This is a genomic window from Marinilactibacillus sp. Marseille-P9653 (assembly GCF_916618885.1).
In the GTDB taxonomy this organism is placed as follows: domain Bacteria; phylum Bacillota; class Bacilli; order Lactobacillales; family Carnobacteriaceae_A; genus Marinilactibacillus.
Map to the genome: position 1 here is coordinate 1070692 of NZ_CAKAKH010000001.1, position 18693 is coordinate 1089384.

Annotated in this window: 20 protein-coding genes and 1 tRNA gene; 18 read left to right on the top strand and 3 right to left on the bottom strand. The window is 35.4% G+C overall.

Translation table 11 applies throughout. The features are described 5' to 3' along the window. Positions 1-252: 252 nt before the first annotated feature. From LG377_RS05350 to LG377_RS05385, 8 genes are all read left to right on the top strand, one after another. Complete coding sequence (locus tag LG377_RS05350; RefSeq protein WP_225743646.1) at positions 253-516, top strand: hypothetical protein; 264 nt, start codon at positions 253-255, stop codon at positions 514-516. Positions 517-778: 262 nt separating this feature from the next. Then, the gene (locus LG377_RS05355; RefSeq protein WP_225743647.1) at positions 779-1630 is read left to right on the top strand and encodes a metallophosphoesterase; all 852 of its coding nucleotides are present in this window, start codon (positions 779-781) and stop codon (positions 1628-1630) included. A gap of 20 nt (positions 1631-1650) precedes the next feature. Continuing rightward, positions 1651-2658: a Gfo/Idh/MocA family protein gene (locus tag LG377_RS05360; RefSeq protein WP_225743648.1), complete on the top strand. Its 1008-nt coding sequence runs from the start codon at positions 1651-1653 to the stop codon at positions 2656-2658. Between the two features lie 81 nt (positions 2659-2739). Continuing rightward, positions 2740-3060, top strand: coding sequence for a PTS sugar transporter subunit IIB (locus LG377_RS05365; protein ID WP_225743649.1), 321 nt, complete (start codon positions 2740-2742; stop codon positions 3058-3060). Positions 3061-3656: 596 nt separating this feature from the next. Beyond that, on the top strand, positions 3657-5420 hold the full coding sequence (locus tag LG377_RS05370) for an ABC transporter ATP-binding protein (protein WP_225743650.1): 1764 nt from the start codon (positions 3657-3659) through the stop codon (positions 5418-5420). After that, positions 5417-7177: an ABC transporter ATP-binding protein gene (locus LG377_RS05375; protein ID WP_225744637.1), complete on the top strand. Its 1761-nt coding sequence runs from the start codon at positions 5417-5419 to the stop codon at positions 7175-7177. Before LG377_RS05370 ends, LG377_RS05375 begins: the two co-directional genes overlap by 4 nt. A gap of 248 nt (positions 7178-7425) precedes the next feature. Continuing rightward, positions 7426-9372 carry an OmpA family protein gene (locus LG377_RS05380; protein WP_225743651.1) on the top strand — a complete coding sequence of 649 codons (1947 nt, stop codon included), beginning with the start codon at positions 7426-7428 and terminating at the stop codon, positions 9370-9372. 219 nt (positions 9373-9591) lie between these two features. Further along, positions 9592-9939, top strand: a complete 348-nt coding sequence (locus LG377_RS05385) for a hypothetical protein (RefSeq protein WP_225743652.1) — start codon at positions 9592-9594, stop codon at positions 9937-9939. Positions 9940-9944: 5 nt separating this feature from the next. On the opposite strand, the gene LG377_RS05390 is transcribed toward LG377_RS05385, so the two are convergent. From LG377_RS05390 to LG377_RS05400, 3 genes are all read right to left on the bottom strand, one after another. Further along, a tRNA-Arg gene (locus tag LG377_RS05390) sits at positions 9945-10018 on the bottom strand. A gap of 85 nt (positions 10019-10103) precedes the next feature. Next, complete coding sequence (locus LG377_RS05395; RefSeq protein WP_225743653.1) at positions 10104-11288, bottom strand: site-specific integrase; 1185 nt, start codon at positions 11286-11288, stop codon at positions 10104-10106. Between the two features lie 103 nt (positions 11289-11391). Continuing rightward, complete coding sequence (locus tag LG377_RS05400; RefSeq protein WP_225743654.1) at positions 11392-12264, bottom strand: helix-turn-helix domain-containing protein; 873 nt, start codon at positions 12262-12264, stop codon at positions 11392-11394. Positions 12265-12403: 139 nt separating this feature from the next. On the opposite strand from LG377_RS05400, the gene LG377_RS05405 reads away from it, so the two are divergent. From LG377_RS05405 to LG377_RS05450, 10 genes are all read left to right on the top strand, one after another. Continuing rightward, positions 12404-12637: a helix-turn-helix transcriptional regulator gene (locus LG377_RS05405; protein WP_225743655.1), complete on the top strand. Its 234-nt coding sequence runs from the start codon at positions 12404-12406 to the stop codon at positions 12635-12637. 45 nt (positions 12638-12682) lie between these two features. After that, a complete protein-coding gene (locus LG377_RS05410) occupies positions 12683-12967 on the top strand; it encodes a helix-turn-helix domain-containing protein (RefSeq protein ID WP_225743656.1) in 285 nt (94 codons plus the stop codon). A 52-nt stretch (positions 12968-13019) separates the two neighbouring features. Next, on the top strand, positions 13020-13256 hold the full coding sequence (locus LG377_RS05415) for a hypothetical protein (protein ID WP_225743657.1): 237 nt from the start codon (positions 13020-13022) through the stop codon (positions 13254-13256). A gap of 393 nt (positions 13257-13649) precedes the next feature. Next, positions 13650-13940: a hypothetical protein gene (locus LG377_RS05420; RefSeq protein WP_225743658.1), complete on the top strand. Its 291-nt coding sequence runs from the start codon at positions 13650-13652 to the stop codon at positions 13938-13940. Next, complete coding sequence (locus tag LG377_RS05425) at positions 13937-14815, top strand: primase alpha helix C-terminal domain-containing protein (RefSeq protein ID WP_225743659.1); 879 nt, start codon at positions 13937-13939, stop codon at positions 14813-14815. The genes LG377_RS05420 and LG377_RS05425 overlap by 4 nt, the downstream gene beginning before the upstream one ends. 107 nt (positions 14816-14922) lie before the next feature. Continuing rightward, positions 14923-16356: a hypothetical protein gene (locus LG377_RS05430; protein ID WP_225743660.1), complete on the top strand. Its 1434-nt coding sequence runs from the start codon at positions 14923-14925 to the stop codon at positions 16354-16356. Between the two features lie 320 nt (positions 16357-16676). After that, on the top strand, positions 16677-16985 hold the full coding sequence (locus LG377_RS05435; protein ID WP_225743661.1) for a hypothetical protein: 309 nt from the start codon (positions 16677-16679) through the stop codon (positions 16983-16985). A gap of 182 nt (positions 16986-17167) precedes the next feature. Then, a complete protein-coding gene (locus tag LG377_RS05440; RefSeq protein ID WP_225743662.1) occupies positions 17168-17509 on the top strand; it encodes a hypothetical protein in 342 nt (113 codons plus the stop codon). Then, on the top strand, positions 17506-17880 hold the full coding sequence (locus LG377_RS05445; RefSeq protein WP_225743663.1) for a hypothetical protein: 375 nt from the start codon (positions 17506-17508) through the stop codon (positions 17878-17880). The genes LG377_RS05440 and LG377_RS05445 overlap by 4 nt, the downstream gene beginning before the upstream one ends. Positions 17881-18011: 131 nt before the next feature. Continuing rightward, positions 18012-18608 (top strand): hypothetical protein, encoded by a 597-nt coding sequence (locus LG377_RS05450; RefSeq protein WP_225743664.1) that lies wholly within the window; start codon positions 18012-18014, stop codon positions 18606-18608. The last annotated feature ends 85 nt before the right edge of the window (positions 18609-18693 follow it).

An 18693-nucleotide genomic window follows, 5' to 3' on the forward strand; every position in this document is an offset into this window, starting at 1 on the left:
TATTTGTAATTACCTATCTATTGACAATTACTTTATATGAAATTCTCATTTTTTATTAATGTTTATTAAATCATAAATTAGACAGAAATTTGACGAATGCTATTTAAAATAGTTGAGTTCTTAATTTTGACACAGACAGATGAAAAAGGTTGCGGTATAATCTTTTAATATCATAACTATTGTTCTTGAAATTTTGAAATATTAAACAGTTAATAGTAAATGATTATTATCATGGAGGAAGGTAATCTCACTATGCAAAAACAACAGAGAAAATTTATATATGTACTGGAATCCGTGTCAGAATCAAGAGAACTATGTATTGAGGATTGCGAAGTTCTTGAAAATGCAGACGGTGAGATTGATGTTCCCCTAGATTCAGTGCTTAAGAAACATCATATGAAAATGGAAGACTTGTTTGAAATGAAAGTAGATAAAGTTTCGTTGATCGAACAGGCTTGTTCAGATCGTAAACTGATCAGAAGTATTTCTTTTGAATTTCTTAGATTGAATAAATAACACTTTTAAAACTCGATCTAAATAAACCTAGACCATACCTATTTGAAAGCAGAGGGGTTTGGTCTTTTTATTTTAAAAAGGATGAATTCAGCCTAGTTAAGAAGATTCTGATTACGAGTTCTGAACCGATGGCCTTTAGCTTTTATGGTATAATAAGAGCAACGTCAGAGCTGAAAAAGATTCAGTAAGCTGTCGAAAGACGTTTCTCTTCAATTTAAAAGATGATAAGATGAAACGAAGATAGCGTAGGAGGAAAAGATGGATGGAATGGTTGTTAATATTGATCGCGCTGGTTTTTGGTCTGATAGTTTATCTTTATCTACAGAACTATTATTTGGATATTGATGAGTATACAGTAACCATACCGAAGCTACATAATAATATTAAAGGAAAGAAAATCGTGCAGATATCGGATACACATTTAAAACAGAGATATAACAATGGATATATTGATCAGTTACTTCAGAAAATAAAAGCACAAGATCCAGATATCATTGTAATTGTAGGAGATTTAGTTCAGGCTAGCCTACCTGACTTAGTTGATGTACCGATTCGTAAGTTATGTGAAGGGCTGAGTGCCGTTGCGCCCACTTATATGGTAACCGGTAACCATGACATCCAAACACCTAATTTCGAAGATTTAACACACGTACTGAATAGTTCTAAAGTAAGATTATTACTGGATGAAGCAGAATGGGTTGATTTTGGAGAAGAAGAAGGTGGAATTGTTCTAATGGGATTAGCAGAACGTCCTAAAGATGAAGAAATTCCTAAACCCATATTAAAATATATAGAATTGACAGCTGAAATGAGTAGACAACCTAAAATTTTACTTGCACACCGCCCAGAACGCTTCAAAGAATATCTAGATGATAAAACAAAAGCACCAAGTCTAACCCTATCTGGTCATACGCATGCTGGACAGATGAGAATACCATTCATCGGAGGTGCTATTGCTCCAGGACAAGGTTTATTTCCAAAATATGATTATGGCATCTTTTCAGATGAAGAAGATCAGTCCAAAAGAATGATCATTAGTAGAGGCATTGGTAATTCTAGTTTTCCTTTCAGAATCAACAATCGTCCAGAAATCGTCGTAATCACTTTAAATTAAAAAGAAAAGGGATGAATGGGATGTCTAAATTACAACTTGGTATTATTGGAACGAGTCATATCAGTGAAGTATTTGTTGAAGCAGCATTAGAAACTGGAGAATATGAACTGCATGCAGTTTACTCAAGGTCTCTAGATAAAGCAGAAACATTTGGGAAACCTTATCACTCTCAAGAAGCCATGGACGATTACGATGCATTCATTCAGCACCAAGATATCGAAGTGTTATACATTGCATCCCCTAATAGCTTACACTATAAACAAACGATTGACGGTCTGAAGGCGGGTAAGCATGTTATTGTCGAGAAACCAGCCTTCGCAAATCCCGACCAATGGGAAGAAGCAAGCCGACTTGCAGAAGAACAAGGTGTTGTTTTAGTTGAGGCGGCAAGACATATTCATGAAGAAAACTTCAAAAAAGTTAAAGAAGAAATCCAGAATCTAAAAACTCTTCACGGCGCAACATTGACCTATATGAAATATTCTTCGAGATATGATTTGGTGCTTGAGGGGGAAGAACCAAATATCTTTTCAATTAAGTTTGCAGGTGGAGCCTTAATGGATTTAGGTATTTACACAGTGTACGCAGCAGTAAGCTGGTTTGGTGAGCCAAAAGAAGTCCACTATTTTGCTCAGAAAGTCAGAACAGGTGTGGATGGGAAGGGGACAGCGATACTTAGATATGCTGATTTTGATGTTACCTTATTATTTGGAAAAATCGCTACTTCTATGTTACCAACAGAAATTTATAGTGTCGAGAAGACGTTAAGAGTCAATTCAGTCGTGGGTATTGATAAACTAGAAGAAATAAGTACAAAAGATTCAAGTGTAAAAGAAATGAAGATTCATCCTGCTGCGAAAAACACCTTGTTTGAAGAAGCAAGAATCTTCGCAGACGTCATTCAAAGAATAGAAGAGCCTGAAACAAAAGAATGCCTTAAAAACTGGACGGAACTTGGAAAAGCTGTTAACCGGACACTCTTCAAACTTAGAAAAAGTGCTGATTTATCTTTTGATGATGAAAAGTAAGTCGAGTGATTGATGAAAAGTGGTTTGTTCTAAACAAATCTGACACTTAATTAATCGAGGAGATTTAAGGAGGGGTCAAGTATGAAAAAACTATCCATCTTAATCATATGTGCGACAGGAATGAGCACAACTATGCTCGTTTCAAAAATGAAGAGAGCTGCCAAAGAGCAAGACCTAGAGGTATCCATCCTGGCAGTATCTGCAAACGAAGCAGCGACGCAATTTGGCTCTAGAGAATTAGACGTTGTACTGTTAGGACCACAAGTTCGTTATATGAAATCTAAAGTGCGCAAGCAGCTTCAAGGATCAAATGTAGCTGTAGAAGTCATAGACATTAAAGATTACGGTAAGATGAATGGTGAGAAAATTTTATCTGACGCTTTGAGCTTAGTTAATCCGTGATAAGATGATTTTGAATATAATAACCCCCTTACTTACTGATAATTTAGACTTTAGTAAGTAAGGGTTATTTTATAGATACAAACTATAACTAATTGTAAAAAGAGACGATTTTAACTTTTTTCAAAAAAGATTAGAATTAAGGGTTGTATTTGATTTTAAATTTGTGTATAGTAATTTTTGACAAGAGATTTATTTAAACATACTAGTATGTCAACATTTATCTCGAATTCACATTACATAGAAAAGGAGGGGCTGTACGATGAAAAATTTAATTATAGATCAAGTACAGCAAAGTCAAATGACATTATACGTTAATATATTACGACCAAAAACCTCCTTTTTCAAAGTAGAATGGTAAATGATTCTTGTAGATTAGATTGTCAGTGTGCAATCTAGTGATCTCAAGAAACACACATAGTTGCCACAGTCTATTTCTCATGGTGAGGGGTAGACTGTGTTTTTTTATGCGTAATAAAACGCTTTCGCACTTATAACATTCAGAAATCAGGAGTTATAATTTATAGAGTTGGTACACCACCATTCGTATAAAAAGACAAGGCCATTCATAATTTGAAAAAGGACGAAAGGATGAATTTATGTTTGATGTAATAAAGAAATTGAAATTTTTCTTCAAAGAAAATGCCTTGCAATACACGTTATCGTTTATTGCTTTAGGGTTAGGAAATTTATGTGCCGTTCTCATTCCTAATATTGTTGGGAGAATGATCGATGATATCGTAACGAATGTTATGGATATGCAAAGACTTCAGTTTTATGTGATCAGCTTTATCGCTTTGATCATATTGACTTATTTACTCGATTTTTCATGGGTATATGGACTATTCTCTGGAGCGTACAAGTTACAGAATCAGATGCGTAGTAAAATGATGCGCCATTTGTTGAGAATGAGAGCCCCTTACTTTGAAAAGTTCAGAACAGGGGATTTGATGGCAAGGGGAACTCAGGATATCCGATCTCTAGCAGACACTGCTGGTTACGGGATGGAGGTGTTAATGACTTCTACCGTATACTTGAGTATCTTAATTACGATGATGGGTGTATCGGTGAGTTGGGCATTGACCGCAGCAACGATCTTACCTATGTTGCCAATGATTATTGTGTTTAGAAAAAAAGGTGCTGAAATCGATGAACGATATGAAACCGCACAAAAGTCTTTTTCTAAAGTGAATGAAGATGTTCTGGAAATGGTAGATGGCACAAGAGTGATTAGAGCTTATGTCAAAGAAGAGGACTTTATCCAGAAATTCAGAAAACAGACAGAAGATTTATACAATAAGAATAATCGCGTTGCCAAAACTGGTGCGATATTTGGTCCAACGGTCAAATTCTTTGAAGCACTCAGTGTTGTGATTGCGCTAAGTTACGGTGCATATCTTGTTGCTTCAGGTGTATTGACGCTTGGAAATATGATCGCTTTCCAATTATACCTAGGCATGACGATTTGGCCATTGATTGCTGTGTCGGAATTGATTTTGATCCTTAGACAAGGGAGTGCTTCCATGCGCCGTGTCGAAGAAATTTTGGACGCAACGGATGGACTCGACTTAAGAGGAGAAGCAACGATCTCAGAAGTAGAAGATATCAAGTTCAATCAATTTGACTTCCGTTACACTTCAAGTGAGTCCATCAACTTGGAAAAGTTGGACTTGGACTTAACTAAAGGGAAGATGTTAGGGATTGTTGGGAAAACAGGGTCTGGTAAAACGACGCTGATTCGTCAGTTATTGAATCAATATCCAGCAGGAACAGGGTCATTTGAAATGGGTGAACATGCTTATGCGCATTATCAAGATCCTGAACTTAGAAGAATGATTGGATACGTTCCGCAAGATCACGTACTGTTCAGTAGAAGTGTAAGAGAAAATATCGCCTTTGGTAAAAAAGGGGCGAACGATGAAGAAATCATGAAAAGTATCCGTGATGCTTCGTTTGAAGAAGATTTAAACAAAATGGAACATGGGTTAGATACCATGATTGGTGAAAAAGGGATGTCGATTTCTGGTGGTCAGAAACAAAGAATTTCTATCGCCCGTGCCTTGATCAAGGATCCGCAAATTTTAATCTTAGATGATTCACTTTCAGCAGTCGATGCAAAGACAGAGCAGAATATCATCTCAAATATTCAACAAGTAAGAGCAAATAAAACGACGATTATCACAACGCATAGACTTTCAGCAGTCAAACAAGCGGATGAAATTATTGTGATGGATAATGGTCGTATCGCAGAACGAGGTACACACGAAGAATTGATTCAGCAAAAAGGCTGGTATTACGAACAGTTCTTGCGCCAAGAAGTGAAATCAAAAGAAGCTATAAATGAGGAAGGAGAGGTGAAATAATGAAGACAGTTAAAAGACTCCTCTCATATATGAAGTATTTTAAATGGCAATTTGGTATCGGAATTTCTTTATTACTATTTTCAACTATTACAGATTTAGGTGCACCAATCATTGCACAAAGAATTATTGATAATGTCATTACGCCTGCCGCAGAAACAGGAGAAGCCTTTGGAGATACGCTACTGCAATTGGTTTTGATCTATGCAGCATTAATGCTTTCGACAGCTGCTTTCCGTTATTTTAGTCAAATTATTCGGATGAAAGCTGCAAACGGGTCAGTGAAGATGATCCGAGATCAAGTTTACGAAAAAGTACAAAAGCTACCTGTTCAGTATTTTGATAATCTACCGGCAGGAAAAGTTGTAGCAAGAATCACAAATGATACAGAATCATTGCGTCAACAATTTTACGTAACGGCAATTGGTCAGGTCTTAATGAATGTTATGTATGTCATTGGAACATTTATTGCAATTACTTTGTTTAACAGAATATTGGGTTTGATCCTACTGGTCTTGATTCCTATCATGTATTTCTGGGCTAAGTTTTATAGTAAATTTGCAGGAGAATTTAACCGTAGAGAACGTGACTTGAATTCAGAAGTGAATGCAAAATTCAACGAATCAATTCAAGGAATGTCAATCATTCAAGCTTTTGAGCAAGAAGAGAAAACGGATAAAGAATTCTCTAAAATCAATGATGAATGGTACGACGTCATGAAGAAATATGTCATCTTAGATGCAAGTTCTCAATTTACCATTGCGGATTTTTTACGAAGAATTACTTTACTGACTTTAATGGTTTACTTTAGTACGCAATACATCAACGGAACACTCGGAATCTCTGTTGGTATGCTTTACCTCTTCAGTGATTATATCTCTAGACTTTATGAGCCAATCAAAGGAACGATTCAACAAATGACGTTTATCCAACAAGCAGTTGCTGCGGGTGAGCGAGTTTTTGAATTGATGGATAAAGAGCCAGAAGAGAATGCTACGGAAAAAATGGAAATGAGTAATGGGCGCGTTAAGTTTTCAAATGTAGGCTTTGGTTACAGTGATGAGAAGAAAGTTTTGAAAAACATTCAATTCACTGCTGAACCAGGAGAAACGGTTGCTTTAGTTGGACATACGGGTTCTGGTAAAAGCTCGATTATGAACTTATTATTCAGATTCTATGATCCTCAAGAAGGAACGATTGAGATCGACGGACAGAATACCAAGCTTTTTTCAAGACAGTCCGTTAGAGAACAAATGGGCATCGTGCTTCAGGATCCATTCTTGTTTACAGGAACCATCTTATCCAATATCACGTTAGACAATCCTGCTATCTCAAGAGAAACGGCATTGAAAGCTTTACAAGATGTCGGCGGAGACGATATGCTGAGCAAGTTTGAAAAAGGACTAGATGAACCCGTTGTAGAAAAAGGGAGCACCTTAAGTTCTGGACAACGTCAGTTGATTTCCTTCGCAAGAGCGTTAGCCTTTAATCCCAAAATTCTGATTTTAGATGAAGCAACATCTTCTATTGATACAGAAACAGAAGATATTATTCAACACGCTATGGACGTATTGAAAGAAGGTAGAACGACTTTTATTATCGCTCACCGTCTATCAACGATTCAACATGCAAATCAGATTCTAGTGTTGGATCAAGGTGAAATCATCGAACAAGGAAATCATGACTCACTTCTTGAACAAGACGGTTCATACGCTGAAATGTACAAAATGCAGAAAAAAGGCCAGAAAATGGTATCGTAAGCAAAAAGAGGTGGGATAAAAGTCTCATTGAAATAATAAGATCCGCTGAAAATCTTAATGAGATTTTTTAGCGGATCTTATTTGTTTATGTGCGCAAAAGTCGCACTCCTTTGATATCATTAAGTCACCACAACACATTGCTGTCAAAAAGTACTCAAAGAATCAACGATTGATCAAAGGATAAGGTTTGTATGTATAAAAAAGATGACTATAATAAATAATATAACAATGAATGGAGGACATATGATATGAAAGCAAAAAAATATTTCATATTACTTAGTGCATTGGCTTTATTCGGGTGCAGCGGGAAAGAGTCTCAACCTGAAGAAATAGAAAACATACAAGAAGACATAGTCGAAAATGAAGCGAACGAAGAAACTGAAGAAGAAACAGAACAAGGGAACAATGAAGAGGGACAAGAAACAGCAGAAGAAATCGTCATGCCTGATCCTGTGCAATATGAAGTGACTACATACATTGTTGAGATAGAAGAGGAAGTGACAATCACGGTAGAAGCAGGTCCCGTTTTTGTGGAGGACGACCATGCCATCCTTCCAATTGTGTTAGACAGCGACAATGAGACAGCATTCAGATTTAATCGTGCTCTGCCAGAAGAAATGGTTTTTTATGATAATACGAATAATCAGTTTGACATTCGACTAGTGGACCCTGTTGAACGAACAGTCTCTCATATGGGGATTTTTTCGTGGGAACATGATACCTATAATGACGATTTATTTACTCCGCTGAGTACGTTTATAAGCGAGGGAGGTAGTACGAAAGACCGAAGTCTTGTAGGAGGAGAGGGATATGCAGTTCATTTATTTACAGTATTTGATGCACCTCAGTCAGATGACGTTCATGTGTTCTTGGGCAGATTAGGTCTTGTAGAAAATGTTCCTGTTGTCACTCGTGAGGAAACAACGATTTCAACATTAGCAGAAGTTTCAGCAGAATTTGATGACGAAGAAATAGGACCAGAAGAACGAGTAGACTCAAAAGGACATTTTATTTATGGGGTCCCTACACTATTAGAAGTGGTTCAACAAACAGTATCCAGTAGTGTAGTCGCAGAAGATCCGGAGGAACACCTTGAATCTATTCAATTCCGTACGATGCCTTTGGAAGTATACAGCGAAAGTCTCGAGTCTTCAGTTAGTCGAGTAGATGAGATTGAACATTCAACTATCATTTTATCTAGTGATGTGCTCTTTGACTTCGATGACTCGACTTTAACTGAAGAAGCAGATGTAGAATTAGAAGCAGCCATAGCCGAGTTGGAGGGTGTAGATGGTGGAGAACTTCAGATTGTGGGGCATACGGATAATGAACACACAGAAGAATACAATCAAGGGTTATCAGAAGATAGAGCAGAAGCTGTTCACAATCGATTAAATGAATTGATGAGCTTGGAATTATTTGATGAAGTGACTACTCGAGGAGATTCTTTCAGAGAACCGATTGCCGATAATGATAGTGCTGAAGGTCGTGCGCGAAATAGACGAGTAGAACTGCATTTCACACCACCGACAGAACCGATTGTTGTAGAATCAGAGACTGAAATACCAGAAACTGAAGGAGTAGAAGTAACCTATCCAGAACACGCAGATACACAGTATGGATCAGTGGAAATTGAATCGGTCAAACGAGTGGATGATCTCTTTGTGGGGAGAATAAAAGTAAACAGAAAAGATGGAATGATAGACAGGGAAGCACTCCAACAAAGAATGGACGGCGAGGTCTATGGAGCAAGAGGAATGACTCAGGGAGATCATGGATATGAAACGAGAAGAGTAGATGGCGTAACCTTATTGAATAATGGACGCCGTTACTATCCGATTGATTATTACGTTGAAACGTTAGAAGGAACAGAAGGAGAATCTTTTGAAGAACGACAGGAAGGAAGAGAAGTAGAAAGAGAATATATCCTTCCGCTTTCTGATCGTTTTCTTGCTGATTCGGGAGAGTACTTTTATGCAACGGTAGTTTGGCCAGCTCTCGCTACAGATTCTGTAATCATTGATTTAGAATTTCCAGAAATGAGCGGGGATGAAGAAAGAAGAGCAGACCAAGTCGAACGCTTAGCACCCTGGCGAATTCTCGATGTGCCAGTTGAAGGCAATGATTATGCTGGAAGTGTAGATACAGCTGAAGATTCTGAAGAAGATGAAGTTGACGAAGAGAATGATGAATAATATATAAAGAAAATTCTATCTCAATTAACTGAGGTAGGATTTTTTATTTTATGAGCCTGGAATTATTAAATAGTCTCCATGTAATTAGATATCATATGCAACTTCTTGTGAAACTACATAAACAGAACTTGGATGTTTCTTTTGCAATTTTAAAAAGCGAATTTGAGCCATCGGAAAATTACTGTTAAACTGATTAAAATGTATAAAGGAGAACATATGTTGATACTACTGAGTGTATTTCTACTATTGGCCGCAGCCATACTATTTTGGATAGGTTACCAGTATAAAGATGATCCAAAAGGTACAAGACCAAATGGTAGCGTGACACCGCTTGGGAAAATTAAGGATAGAGAAAACTATCAAAAGTGGGAAGGTCGTTTTTATTTTATTTATGGAGCCTACTTGTTTCTTGTTGTTCTTTCAGTGGGAATGACATCTGTTTTTGACTGGAATCCTATTTGGCTAAGGTTTTGGATCGTTTTGATGGTTGTTCTATCTATTATTAGAATAATAATCATGTCCAAATTCATCGAATTTAGATGGAAAACGAAAAATAAAGACAATTAATTATATGACCCTAGAGGGAATCGAACCCACGACCTAGTGCTTAGGAGGCACTTGCTCTATCCTACTGAGCTATAGAGTCAGGAGAAGAACGCTGTTAAATCAACGTTCTTTTTTAATTTGTAGATTAATTCTTTTTAGCTTGTGTCGCTTCTTGTGTCTATTTCTTATTTTTGCATGTAATCCAGGAACAATTTTGCTGTTTCTTCTTCCTTATCTTTCGTTACATGAGCATAGACATCCATGGTCGTCTTTACATCATTATGGCCAAGTCGAACTTGAACTTGTTTGATAGATGCATTTGCTTCAAATAGCAAGCTGCAATGAGAATGACGTAGACCATGTGGAGTGACATGTTTCAAGCTAAACTTTTTAGTCAACCTAGACATTGTACTATGGACAACGTTAGGAGACAACCACGTATTGATTTCGTTAGAGAAAACGAGTTGATCAACATTCAAAGTATTGTATCCTAGCTTCAGATAGTCCTTTGCCTGTTGCGCTTTCCATTTCTTCATCTTACGAGTAGTTAGCGGGTCGAGAGCAATCGTTCTATGCTCACCATTCTTTGTAGTGTCATGCTCAACAAGAGTAGTGTTACCCTCATCATTCCACGCTGTAGCTAAGGTTTTACTTAACGTTACCTCGCTAGCATTCATATCTATATCTGACCATCTCAAAGCACAAGCTTCTCCAACACGACAGCCGGTATAAGCCATAAAATGGAATAACGATCCCCACTTAGCACCATAACCATACTTATAAGCACATTCAACGAATTCATGCAGCTCATTCTTATCGAAGAAGGGCGTTTCTTTCTTTTGCTTACGTTTAGGTTTTGGGATATAGGTTTTAATCATAGGATTCTCTTTTATTAATTCACTATGCAATGCGAAGTCGAAAACCTTACCTACATAATTCATGAACAATTCGTATTTGCTTAATCCTTTATCAATCAATCGCTGCGCAAGCTTCTCTAACTGATACTTGGAGATTTTATCAATGCTTAGTGGTCCAATCTCCGGAAGAATATGGTTAGTGAATAATTCTTTCGTTTTACGTAAAGTAGAGTCCTTAACGGTATCGCTGTAACGATTATCTATCCATTCAATGTATACAGACTCAAAAGTTTGATTGCTAGGCTTCATGTAGTTTCCGTGATCAAACTGTATCTTCAATCGAGAAGCTTCAAGAGTAGCTTGTTTCTTTGTAGTGAATAGTTTACCTTGGTCATCACGTCTCCTGTGAACTCTAACGGGTTTAGAGGTGAGGGGATCTGATCCTAGGTAAGCATTGAATGCCCAATATTCTTTCTTATCTTTCTTGCTGGTGTACTTATAATATCTTGCCATGATTATATTTCCCTTCCATACTCAATCGGCGTACGGTATGTAAGAAGAGGTATTTTCATATAGTTATTATTTTTGAGGCTGAAGTAAAAAAATGTAAATTGATTTAGTTTTTTAAGACATCAATTAAATACTTATAATATTTTAAATTTTTTTCAAAATAACTTTCTAATTTTGGATTTTGTTTATAAAGATCGTTAAATTGAGATATTGTATAATCTAAATAATCAATGTAACTATTTTTATTATTAATACGAATGTCGCTTGTGTCGTCGTAAAATTGTTCGTTTTGAGTATATATAAATATAATTTCTCTATCTTCAATTTCAATGGATATATCATTAAGCGTATTAATGGTATCCTCTAAAGCCTTTTTATTTAAATTTTTACTACTATTGCTGTAACTATCGTCACGATATATCCAGTCATAAATGACATTAGTAACTTTTTCCATTGGAGGAATAGAACTTTCCGAATAGAAGCCAGAAGTTCTAAGCATATTCACTTTAATACTAAACTCGTTCGGTGAATCACCAAATGGTAAAGAGCTTCCTAACCTATAATGATAAAAACTTCTTATATCATTTTCATGAAAAATTTGAATTTTGCTAATATCTTCAAAAGTATTCTCTCTAAAATCATCTATATTATCGAAAAATTCACTAAATTTATTATCAGAAGAAAGTAGTGGATAATTACTAATTAGCTCTTTCTCAACATCTTTAAAAATATTATATACTTTCGCTTTGTATTCACCATAAAGTAAATCATTGACGGAAAGCTCACCTAACTCGGCAATACGTTTAAGCCGTTCATTATTAGGTAGACTCATACCCTTTTCCCACTTAGATACTAAGCTTTTATGAGCAGGAGCTTCATTATCAAGCTCTTCTCCAAAAGCTTGTTGGCTGAGTCCCATTTTTTGACGTATATTTTTAATCCTATTACCTACAGATTCCTTGTCTACACCTCTATGCATTATCTTACCTTCTTTCTAATGAATATATATGTATTGTAAACTATGTAGCAAAAAGTTTCAAGATGTGGTTGACACATGTTATCGAAAATGGTACTTTATATTTAGAAGTAGCAAAAAATAGCAAAAGGAGGATTGGATTATGTTTGCTAATAATGTAAAAGTATATCGAGTAGCAACAAAAAAGAACCAAAGTGAAATGGCTAAATTTTTAGGAATTTCCCGTCAATCATATTCTGCTAAGGAAACCGGTCAACGTCCTTTTAACGATTTAGAAAAAAAGAAAATTAAAGAATTATTTTCTGAATTAAAAAAAGATGTAACAATTGATGAAATTTTTTTCAGAGATAGTAGCAAATTGTTTCGAATTAAGTAATTTTTTTATATTATGGTAGCAAAAAATAGCAAAAGGAGTGATAGTATGACAATGTTAGAAGTCAATTTTAGCAAGGAACTCCCTAAGGAACTTGAAAAAATCATTATTGAAGAATCAAGAAAGACTGTTCAATTGTTACTGCAACAAGAAACGCCTTGGGCCTGCAAAGACTGGCTGACGCTCAAAGATGCACAAGCATATCTAGGTATTAGCTGGCAAACGTTAAATCAATGGAGACAACAAGGGTTACGGGTATCTGAAATGTCTCCAAGAAATATATTTGTTCATAAGGAAGAATTGAACAGATTTATAAAGAGTTATGAGAGGTAGTTTCTAGATACGATACAGGAGTTTGAATCATAAAAAATAGGAGGAAACATAGATGGAATTAAATGAAAAAGTAAATCAACAATATAAAGTAGTCGTAATGTATAACCTTATAAATGACTCAACAGAATTATTTACTAGTGAGTTAGAAGATTTATTAGAAGAATTTAAAAACGGGAAACGTGATTCAATTGCTGTAGTGAACGAAATGAAAAAAGTTGTTGAGCATTTATATGTAGAAGAGCATGAAAAAGAAACGCTATGCAAAGTAATTAAAAGTATGGGGGAGTAATAAGGAAAGCACTTGTTTAATAATCCATTTTAGAGACAAGCACACATATTAAAAATCTCAATCGGCGTATTGTATTAATTTGCTAGTCTCTAAAGCTTCTGATTATTCCAATAACAGTAACAACACAATAAATGGGAGGAGGATTCATAAAAATGATAAGTACAGCAATAGCCATTTCATTAGTAATAGGATGGTTGATAGGTTTCGTAACGTACTTCGGAATAAAAACTGGGTACAAGTTATTATTTGAAGTTTTAGAAGAAAAAAATAGCCTATGAGCAGCAACTCATACGCTAAAAGGTTTGGGCGGAAACCCTTGATATGTGATATTCACTGTACTCATATTATATATCAAAAACTCCTCCTAATACAATATAAAAAGGAGTAAAAAAAATGAATAAAAAAGAAATAATCAGTCTTTTATCCCTGGATGAATTAGAGTTCGCATCAACTTTAACAGAACAACTGCAAGATAATATGGATTATCTAACAGTCGAATCAAAAAGTGCACGAAACTCTAAAGGAACTACAGATTTGGTGATGTTAGCTTATGAAACTGAGCGCCTAAATAATAGAAATGAGATTTTATTAAACCTTCTCAGCAAGCAAATTGAATCAACTAATGAAAAGATTGAGAAAGCTATTACGGAGCTATTCGACCTAAAAGAGGTGGATAATGATTGATCTATTTATCCAAAGGATTTAACACTAATAGGCTGAAAGTAATTGAATCAGAGAATGATTTCATGACGATCGTCAATAGTAAAGTAACTCTGTTTGATTCTAATGATGATATAGACAAAATCAAGCGTAATCAAGCTTATTATTTCATTGCTGGAGAGCTTTCTGAACCGATAAGGAATAATAATACTTTATTGAGTAGATCACTTGTAACGTTAGATTATGACGATTTAAAGCTTACGGAAGAAGAGTTCAGATCTCACTTATTAAAGAAGATTAACGCATTGAAATTTTATGCTTATCCTTCGATCAGTAATGGATTAAAAGGTACAAGATTTAGAGTAATTATCCCAACAGATCGACCGTATACACAAAATGAAAGCTCAACAGTAATTCGATTCATAACCAACCATATTGATTTACCGTATGATGCTGCAAGTGAAACATGGAGTCAATTGATGAGCTTAAAATGTACCTTCGAGAGTGAAGAAGCGTTCAATGATAAATGTATCTACAACGAAGGTAGATCGGTTTTGAAAATAGATAACGCTCTTATAAAGATGGAAGAACAAAAAGGTGTAAAAGAAAAGAACAATATTAGTTTAAAAGCTGATTATAATAATTTGAAAAAGTATACCGCTTCTTTTATGGAAGAACTATTAGCCGGTGTGGATGAAGGTAATAGAGATAATTGGGTTACTAAACAGTTTGGACGGATGTTAAGTTTAGGATTTGACTATACGACTGCTTATGAGTGGATAGAGTTGGTTAATCGAGAATTTGTTCGACCTCCTCTGAGTGACAACAATATTAATCGAATAGTATTAAGTATAGCAAATAAAGAAAAAAGAAAGTTAGAAAAAGCTAGAGAGGGGTGATTTAAATAGAAAAAGGTAAAGAAAAAGTAATCGAACTATTAAAAAACTTAGATGAAGATCGCATTAATTCTGATGATTATACGAACACTTCAGAAGCCAGCGGACGAATGGCTAAGGCAACGAAAGCTAAATTAGCAGCAGTGAACAATATTGTAAATTTATACAATGCTAGCGACGGCAGAATATATGCTGAAATTAAGTTTGGGAAACATAATGAATTAATAGCAACTGATTCTGAAGTATTTAAGTATTGGCTTATCTATCTATTTGAACACACTTCTCAAGGCCAAATGTTAAGTAAGGCTGATATAAATACGGTAATCTCTTCGGTTAACTCCCTAGGTTATTTTAAAGGAAAAAAAGTGAACGTTTATCTCCGTATTGCAGAAGTTGAAGATAAAATTTACGTAGATTTGTGTAACGACAAAAGGCAAGTATTGGAGATAGATAAATCAGGTTTTAGAGTATTGTCTGAATCTCCAGTGTTGTTCAAAAGAACGGAAGATATGGAGGAGCTTCCTATTCCAAAATTGAATAAAAACTTAGACTATCTGAAACTAGGAGACTATTTAAACGTGAAAACATTAGATGATTTGAATATGATCGTATCCTTTATATTAGCCTCGTTTAGACCAAATATACCTAAACCAATATTAAACCTTACTGGAGAGGCTGGGACAGGGAAATCTATGAATACAAGGCTTATAAGAAGTTTTATTGATCCAGCTAAACAAAAGGACTTGTTAAAAAAAGAAATCGATTCAAACGAATTACCTGTTGCAGCTAATGGTCAATATCTTTTAGCATTTGATAACTTAAGCGGTATTTCAAAAGAAGGATCAGACTTATTATGTGTGGTAAGTACTGGAGGAGCAATGACGAAGAAAAAACTTTATACCGATACTGACGAAATCATCATAGATATGAAAAAAACAGTAATTCTAAATGGTATAGATGATATTTCGAAAAGACAAGATTTAGTTTCAAGAACAGTATTCATTGAAACACCTAAACTTAATCCATCTAAGAAAAAACCAGAGTCAGAAATATGGAAAGACTTTAATAAGGATTTTCCGTATATATTGGGTTCTTTAGTCAATGCAGTAAGCGTAGGTCTGAAAAACAAAGGTACAGATAATACACCCTATGCTCGTATGCAAGATTACGGGCGGTATATAGCTGAGTGTTCTGAAGTGCTGGGTTGGAAGACTGGTTATTGGCAAAAAATATATCCAGAAAACCAAGGGCAAGGCATAGAACAATCTATAAATAGTGATCCATTCGCTTTTTCTTTGGTAGATATGATGGAACGTTTAAAACAAGATGAAATATTTACATGGACAGGAATAGCAAGCGAATTGTTAGAGGCTTTATCGAAGGATTTACCATCAGAAGAAACAGCTTATAACAAAGCATGGCCTAAATATAATCAAGTTAAAAGTAGGTTAAGAAGAATTGCACCTTTGCTTAGTAATAGAGGGATTAACTGGGAAGATATTCGTTCTAATGGAAAGAATTTAATAATTGTTACTATTGATTAACAGTGTAAGCAGTGTAGGTAAAGTGTAGGTTTGAAATTCATACCTACACTTGAAAAAAACTAGTGATATCAGTGGTTTAGAATGCATTAGTGTAGGTAGTGTAGGTATTTTTACTATAAAAATATATAGATTGATATATATAGATATAAAAGTATACACCAAAAAACATACACTACTTACACTATTTGGAATCAAACGCCAGTATAGCAATGGTTAAACTAGTGTAGGTTTTGGAAATGCACCTACACTAATAGTGTAGACAGTGTAGGTAGGGAAAAAAGAGGTATTTAACCGAAACTTTATAAAAGAGGAGCAAATTAATGAAAAAGAAAAAACTATCCATCATACAAGAAGCAGTTTTGGCACAAATACCTAAAGGGCTAGAGAGTCCAGTTCGCTCGCAGGATATTGCAGAAAGAACAGGATTGTCCACTCGGGAGGTAATGGCTGTTATTAGTGCGTTAATTATTGATCATGGTATTCCAGTTGGTGGAGGACGGACAGAGAATAGAAAGGGATATTTTATTGTTACCAATGAAGCTGAACGACAACAAGCTACTACACCGCTAAAGAAAACGATAGTCAATATGCAGCAACGGATTGATCATTTAGAAAAAATTGAATTATAAGGTATACCCGAGATCGCAACTAGGTGGTGAGGATAATAGAAGATGAAAAAAACGACTTAATCAATAAATATTTCAGACTAGATCAAAAAATTAATCGAGATCTCCAGCTGCTTAATAAAGTAAAAAAGCAGTACCACAGCAAATCATATCATACACGAATGGAAGCTGCTGGAGGAATTGAAGTGAGAACGAGAGCTTTTAGAATTGAAGATGAGGTTTGCGATTACCTGGATCATGTTGCTTTAATTGAAAAAAGAATGAATAAAAAAGAGCGAAAGAAATACTACTTCATTAATTATCTCAATAAGCTCCCACCAATAGAGCGAAAATATCTATATGATCGATTTGTTCATCAATCGAATGTAATGGTGAATGAAAAAATTGAACGGGCTGTGACTGAAGAAATATACGAAATAGAGGACGCTGTAAGTTACATGAATGGAGAGGTGCCGGATAAATTGTTAAGACTTGACGATGTTACAGGATTAGATTTTGAAAATTTGCTAGAGGTGTTAGATCTATGAGTGAGCATATACTAGAAGAGATTGAAGAAATGATTCGAAAAAATGAAATAGAAGTGCGCGGGCAAGTAAGAGCAGTGTATCTATTGAATAATTGGTACCGATATAAAACGAATATCAAAGAACTGGATAATATTGAAATGGAATATTTTAAAACTCTTCTTAGAGGGTTGAAAGAATTACCACCAGCGGATAGAGAGCTATTGACAATCAAGTTTGATAAAGGCTTAAAAAGACCGACTGATAAAGAAGTTGCAACAGAACTAGGTCTAAGCAAGAAAGTTTATGCAACGAAAAAACGATCTGTACAACGAGACCTGGAACGAATAATCATAGAGCAGAAATCTAAATTATTAAAAGGAGAACAAAGATGAATGAAGCAAAATTAAAAGGAATGTTTCTAAAAGAATTATATAAAGGCCGGTAAAGTAATTTACAGCAACCGAATTACAGTAGTAAGTATCGAACCACTAAAACAAACTAAAACAAAAGGGGATAAATAAAAATGACAAACTACTATACAAAAGAATTAAACACTGACAACCAGAAAAAGAGCTTTAAGTTTGCTGAAGAAGTCCAGAAGATTAAAACAGACGCTGCTCAGTTAACAGCACAGAAAGAGAAAGCTAACCAACGCATACCAGAGATAAAGACAGAGCTATCTCAATTAGTAACAGACGTGGACGTTATCACGAACGACAGCAAGCGGAAGAAAGTCCTTAAAGATAAGGCAATCCTTCAAGAAGAACTGAACGAGTTGGAACTGTATTCGGTCATGGATATAGAACGCTATAAGCAGAAGAGACTTAAAGGCTTGTATTCACTAGGAGAACAGGCGCAACAAGAGTACCGGGCGTACGATGAACAAGCTACGGAACTACTACGAGTAGCACGCGCAGAGCTTCAGGAGAAAGAGCAAGAGATCATATCGGCAAAGAATAGATTTCATCCGTTCATCAAGTATGAAGCAACGTTTAATAGTCTGCTACAAGAAGAACGAAGAGAACAAGCAATCAAAGAAAAAGAAAATAAAAATAAAAAAACTATTCATGTAGACAGTGCAGGCAATGAAGTGATCGGCACGTTTAACTGGAAGAAGTAGACCAGGCATAGCCCCTATATTTATTTTAAACAAAGAAGTACAAAGGGCCGGCGGGGGAGTTTAAAAGAACGCACAAGCCGTTTTG

Excerpts from the sequence above, each read along its gene's own strand:
- LG377_RS05435 (WP_225743661.1), top strand. The coding sequence starts at position 16,677 with ATGAAAAAGAAAAAACTATCCATCATACAAGAAGCAGTTTTGGCACAA.
- LG377_RS05430 (WP_225743660.1), top strand. The coding sequence starts at position 14,923 with ATGGCTAAGGCAACGAAAGCTAAATTAGCAGCAGTGAACAATATTGTA.
- LG377_RS05445 (WP_225743663.1), top strand. The coding sequence starts at position 17,506 with ATGAGTGAGCATATACTAGAAGAGATTGAAGAAATGATTCGAAAAAAT.
- LG377_RS05380 (WP_225743651.1), top strand. The coding sequence starts at position 7,426 with ATGAAAGCAAAAAAATATTTCATATTACTTAGTGCATTGGCTTTATTC.
- LG377_RS05395 (WP_225743653.1), bottom strand. The coding sequence starts at position 11,288 with ATGGCAAGATATTATAAGTACACCAGCAAGAAAGATAAGAAAGAATAT.
- LG377_RS05410 (WP_225743656.1), top strand. The coding sequence starts at position 12,683 with ATGACAATGTTAGAAGTCAATTTTAGCAAGGAACTCCCTAAGGAACTT.
- LG377_RS05420 (WP_225743658.1), top strand. The coding sequence starts at position 13,650 with ATGAATAAAAAAGAAATAATCAGTCTTTTATCCCTGGATGAATTAGAG.
- LG377_RS05415 (WP_225743657.1), top strand. The coding sequence starts at position 13,020 with ATGGAATTAAATGAAAAAGTAAATCAACAATATAAAGTAGTCGTAATG.
- LG377_RS05360 (WP_225743648.1), top strand. The coding sequence starts at position 1,651 with ATGTCTAAATTACAACTTGGTATTATTGGAACGAGTCATATCAGTGAA.
- LG377_RS05370 (WP_225743650.1), top strand. The coding sequence starts at position 3,657 with ATGTTTGATGTAATAAAGAAATTGAAATTTTTCTTCAAAGAAAATGCC.
- LG377_RS05355 (WP_225743647.1), top strand. The coding sequence starts at position 779 with ATGGAATGGTTGTTAATATTGATCGCGCTGGTTTTTGGTCTGATAGTT.
- LG377_RS05350 (WP_225743646.1), top strand. The coding sequence starts at position 253 with ATGCAAAAACAACAGAGAAAATTTATATATGTACTGGAATCCGTGTCA.
- LG377_RS05400 (WP_225743654.1), bottom strand. The coding sequence starts at position 12,264 with ATGCATAGAGGTGTAGACAAGGAATCTGTAGGTAATAGGATTAAAAAT.
- LG377_RS05450 (WP_225743664.1), top strand. The coding sequence starts at position 18,012 with ATGACAAACTACTATACAAAAGAATTAAACACTGACAACCAGAAAAAG.
- LG377_RS05365 (WP_225743649.1), top strand. The coding sequence starts at position 2,740 with ATGAAAAAACTATCCATCTTAATCATATGTGCGACAGGAATGAGCACA.
- LG377_RS05405 (WP_225743655.1), top strand. The coding sequence starts at position 12,404 with ATGTTTGCTAATAATGTAAAAGTATATCGAGTAGCAACAAAAAAGAAC.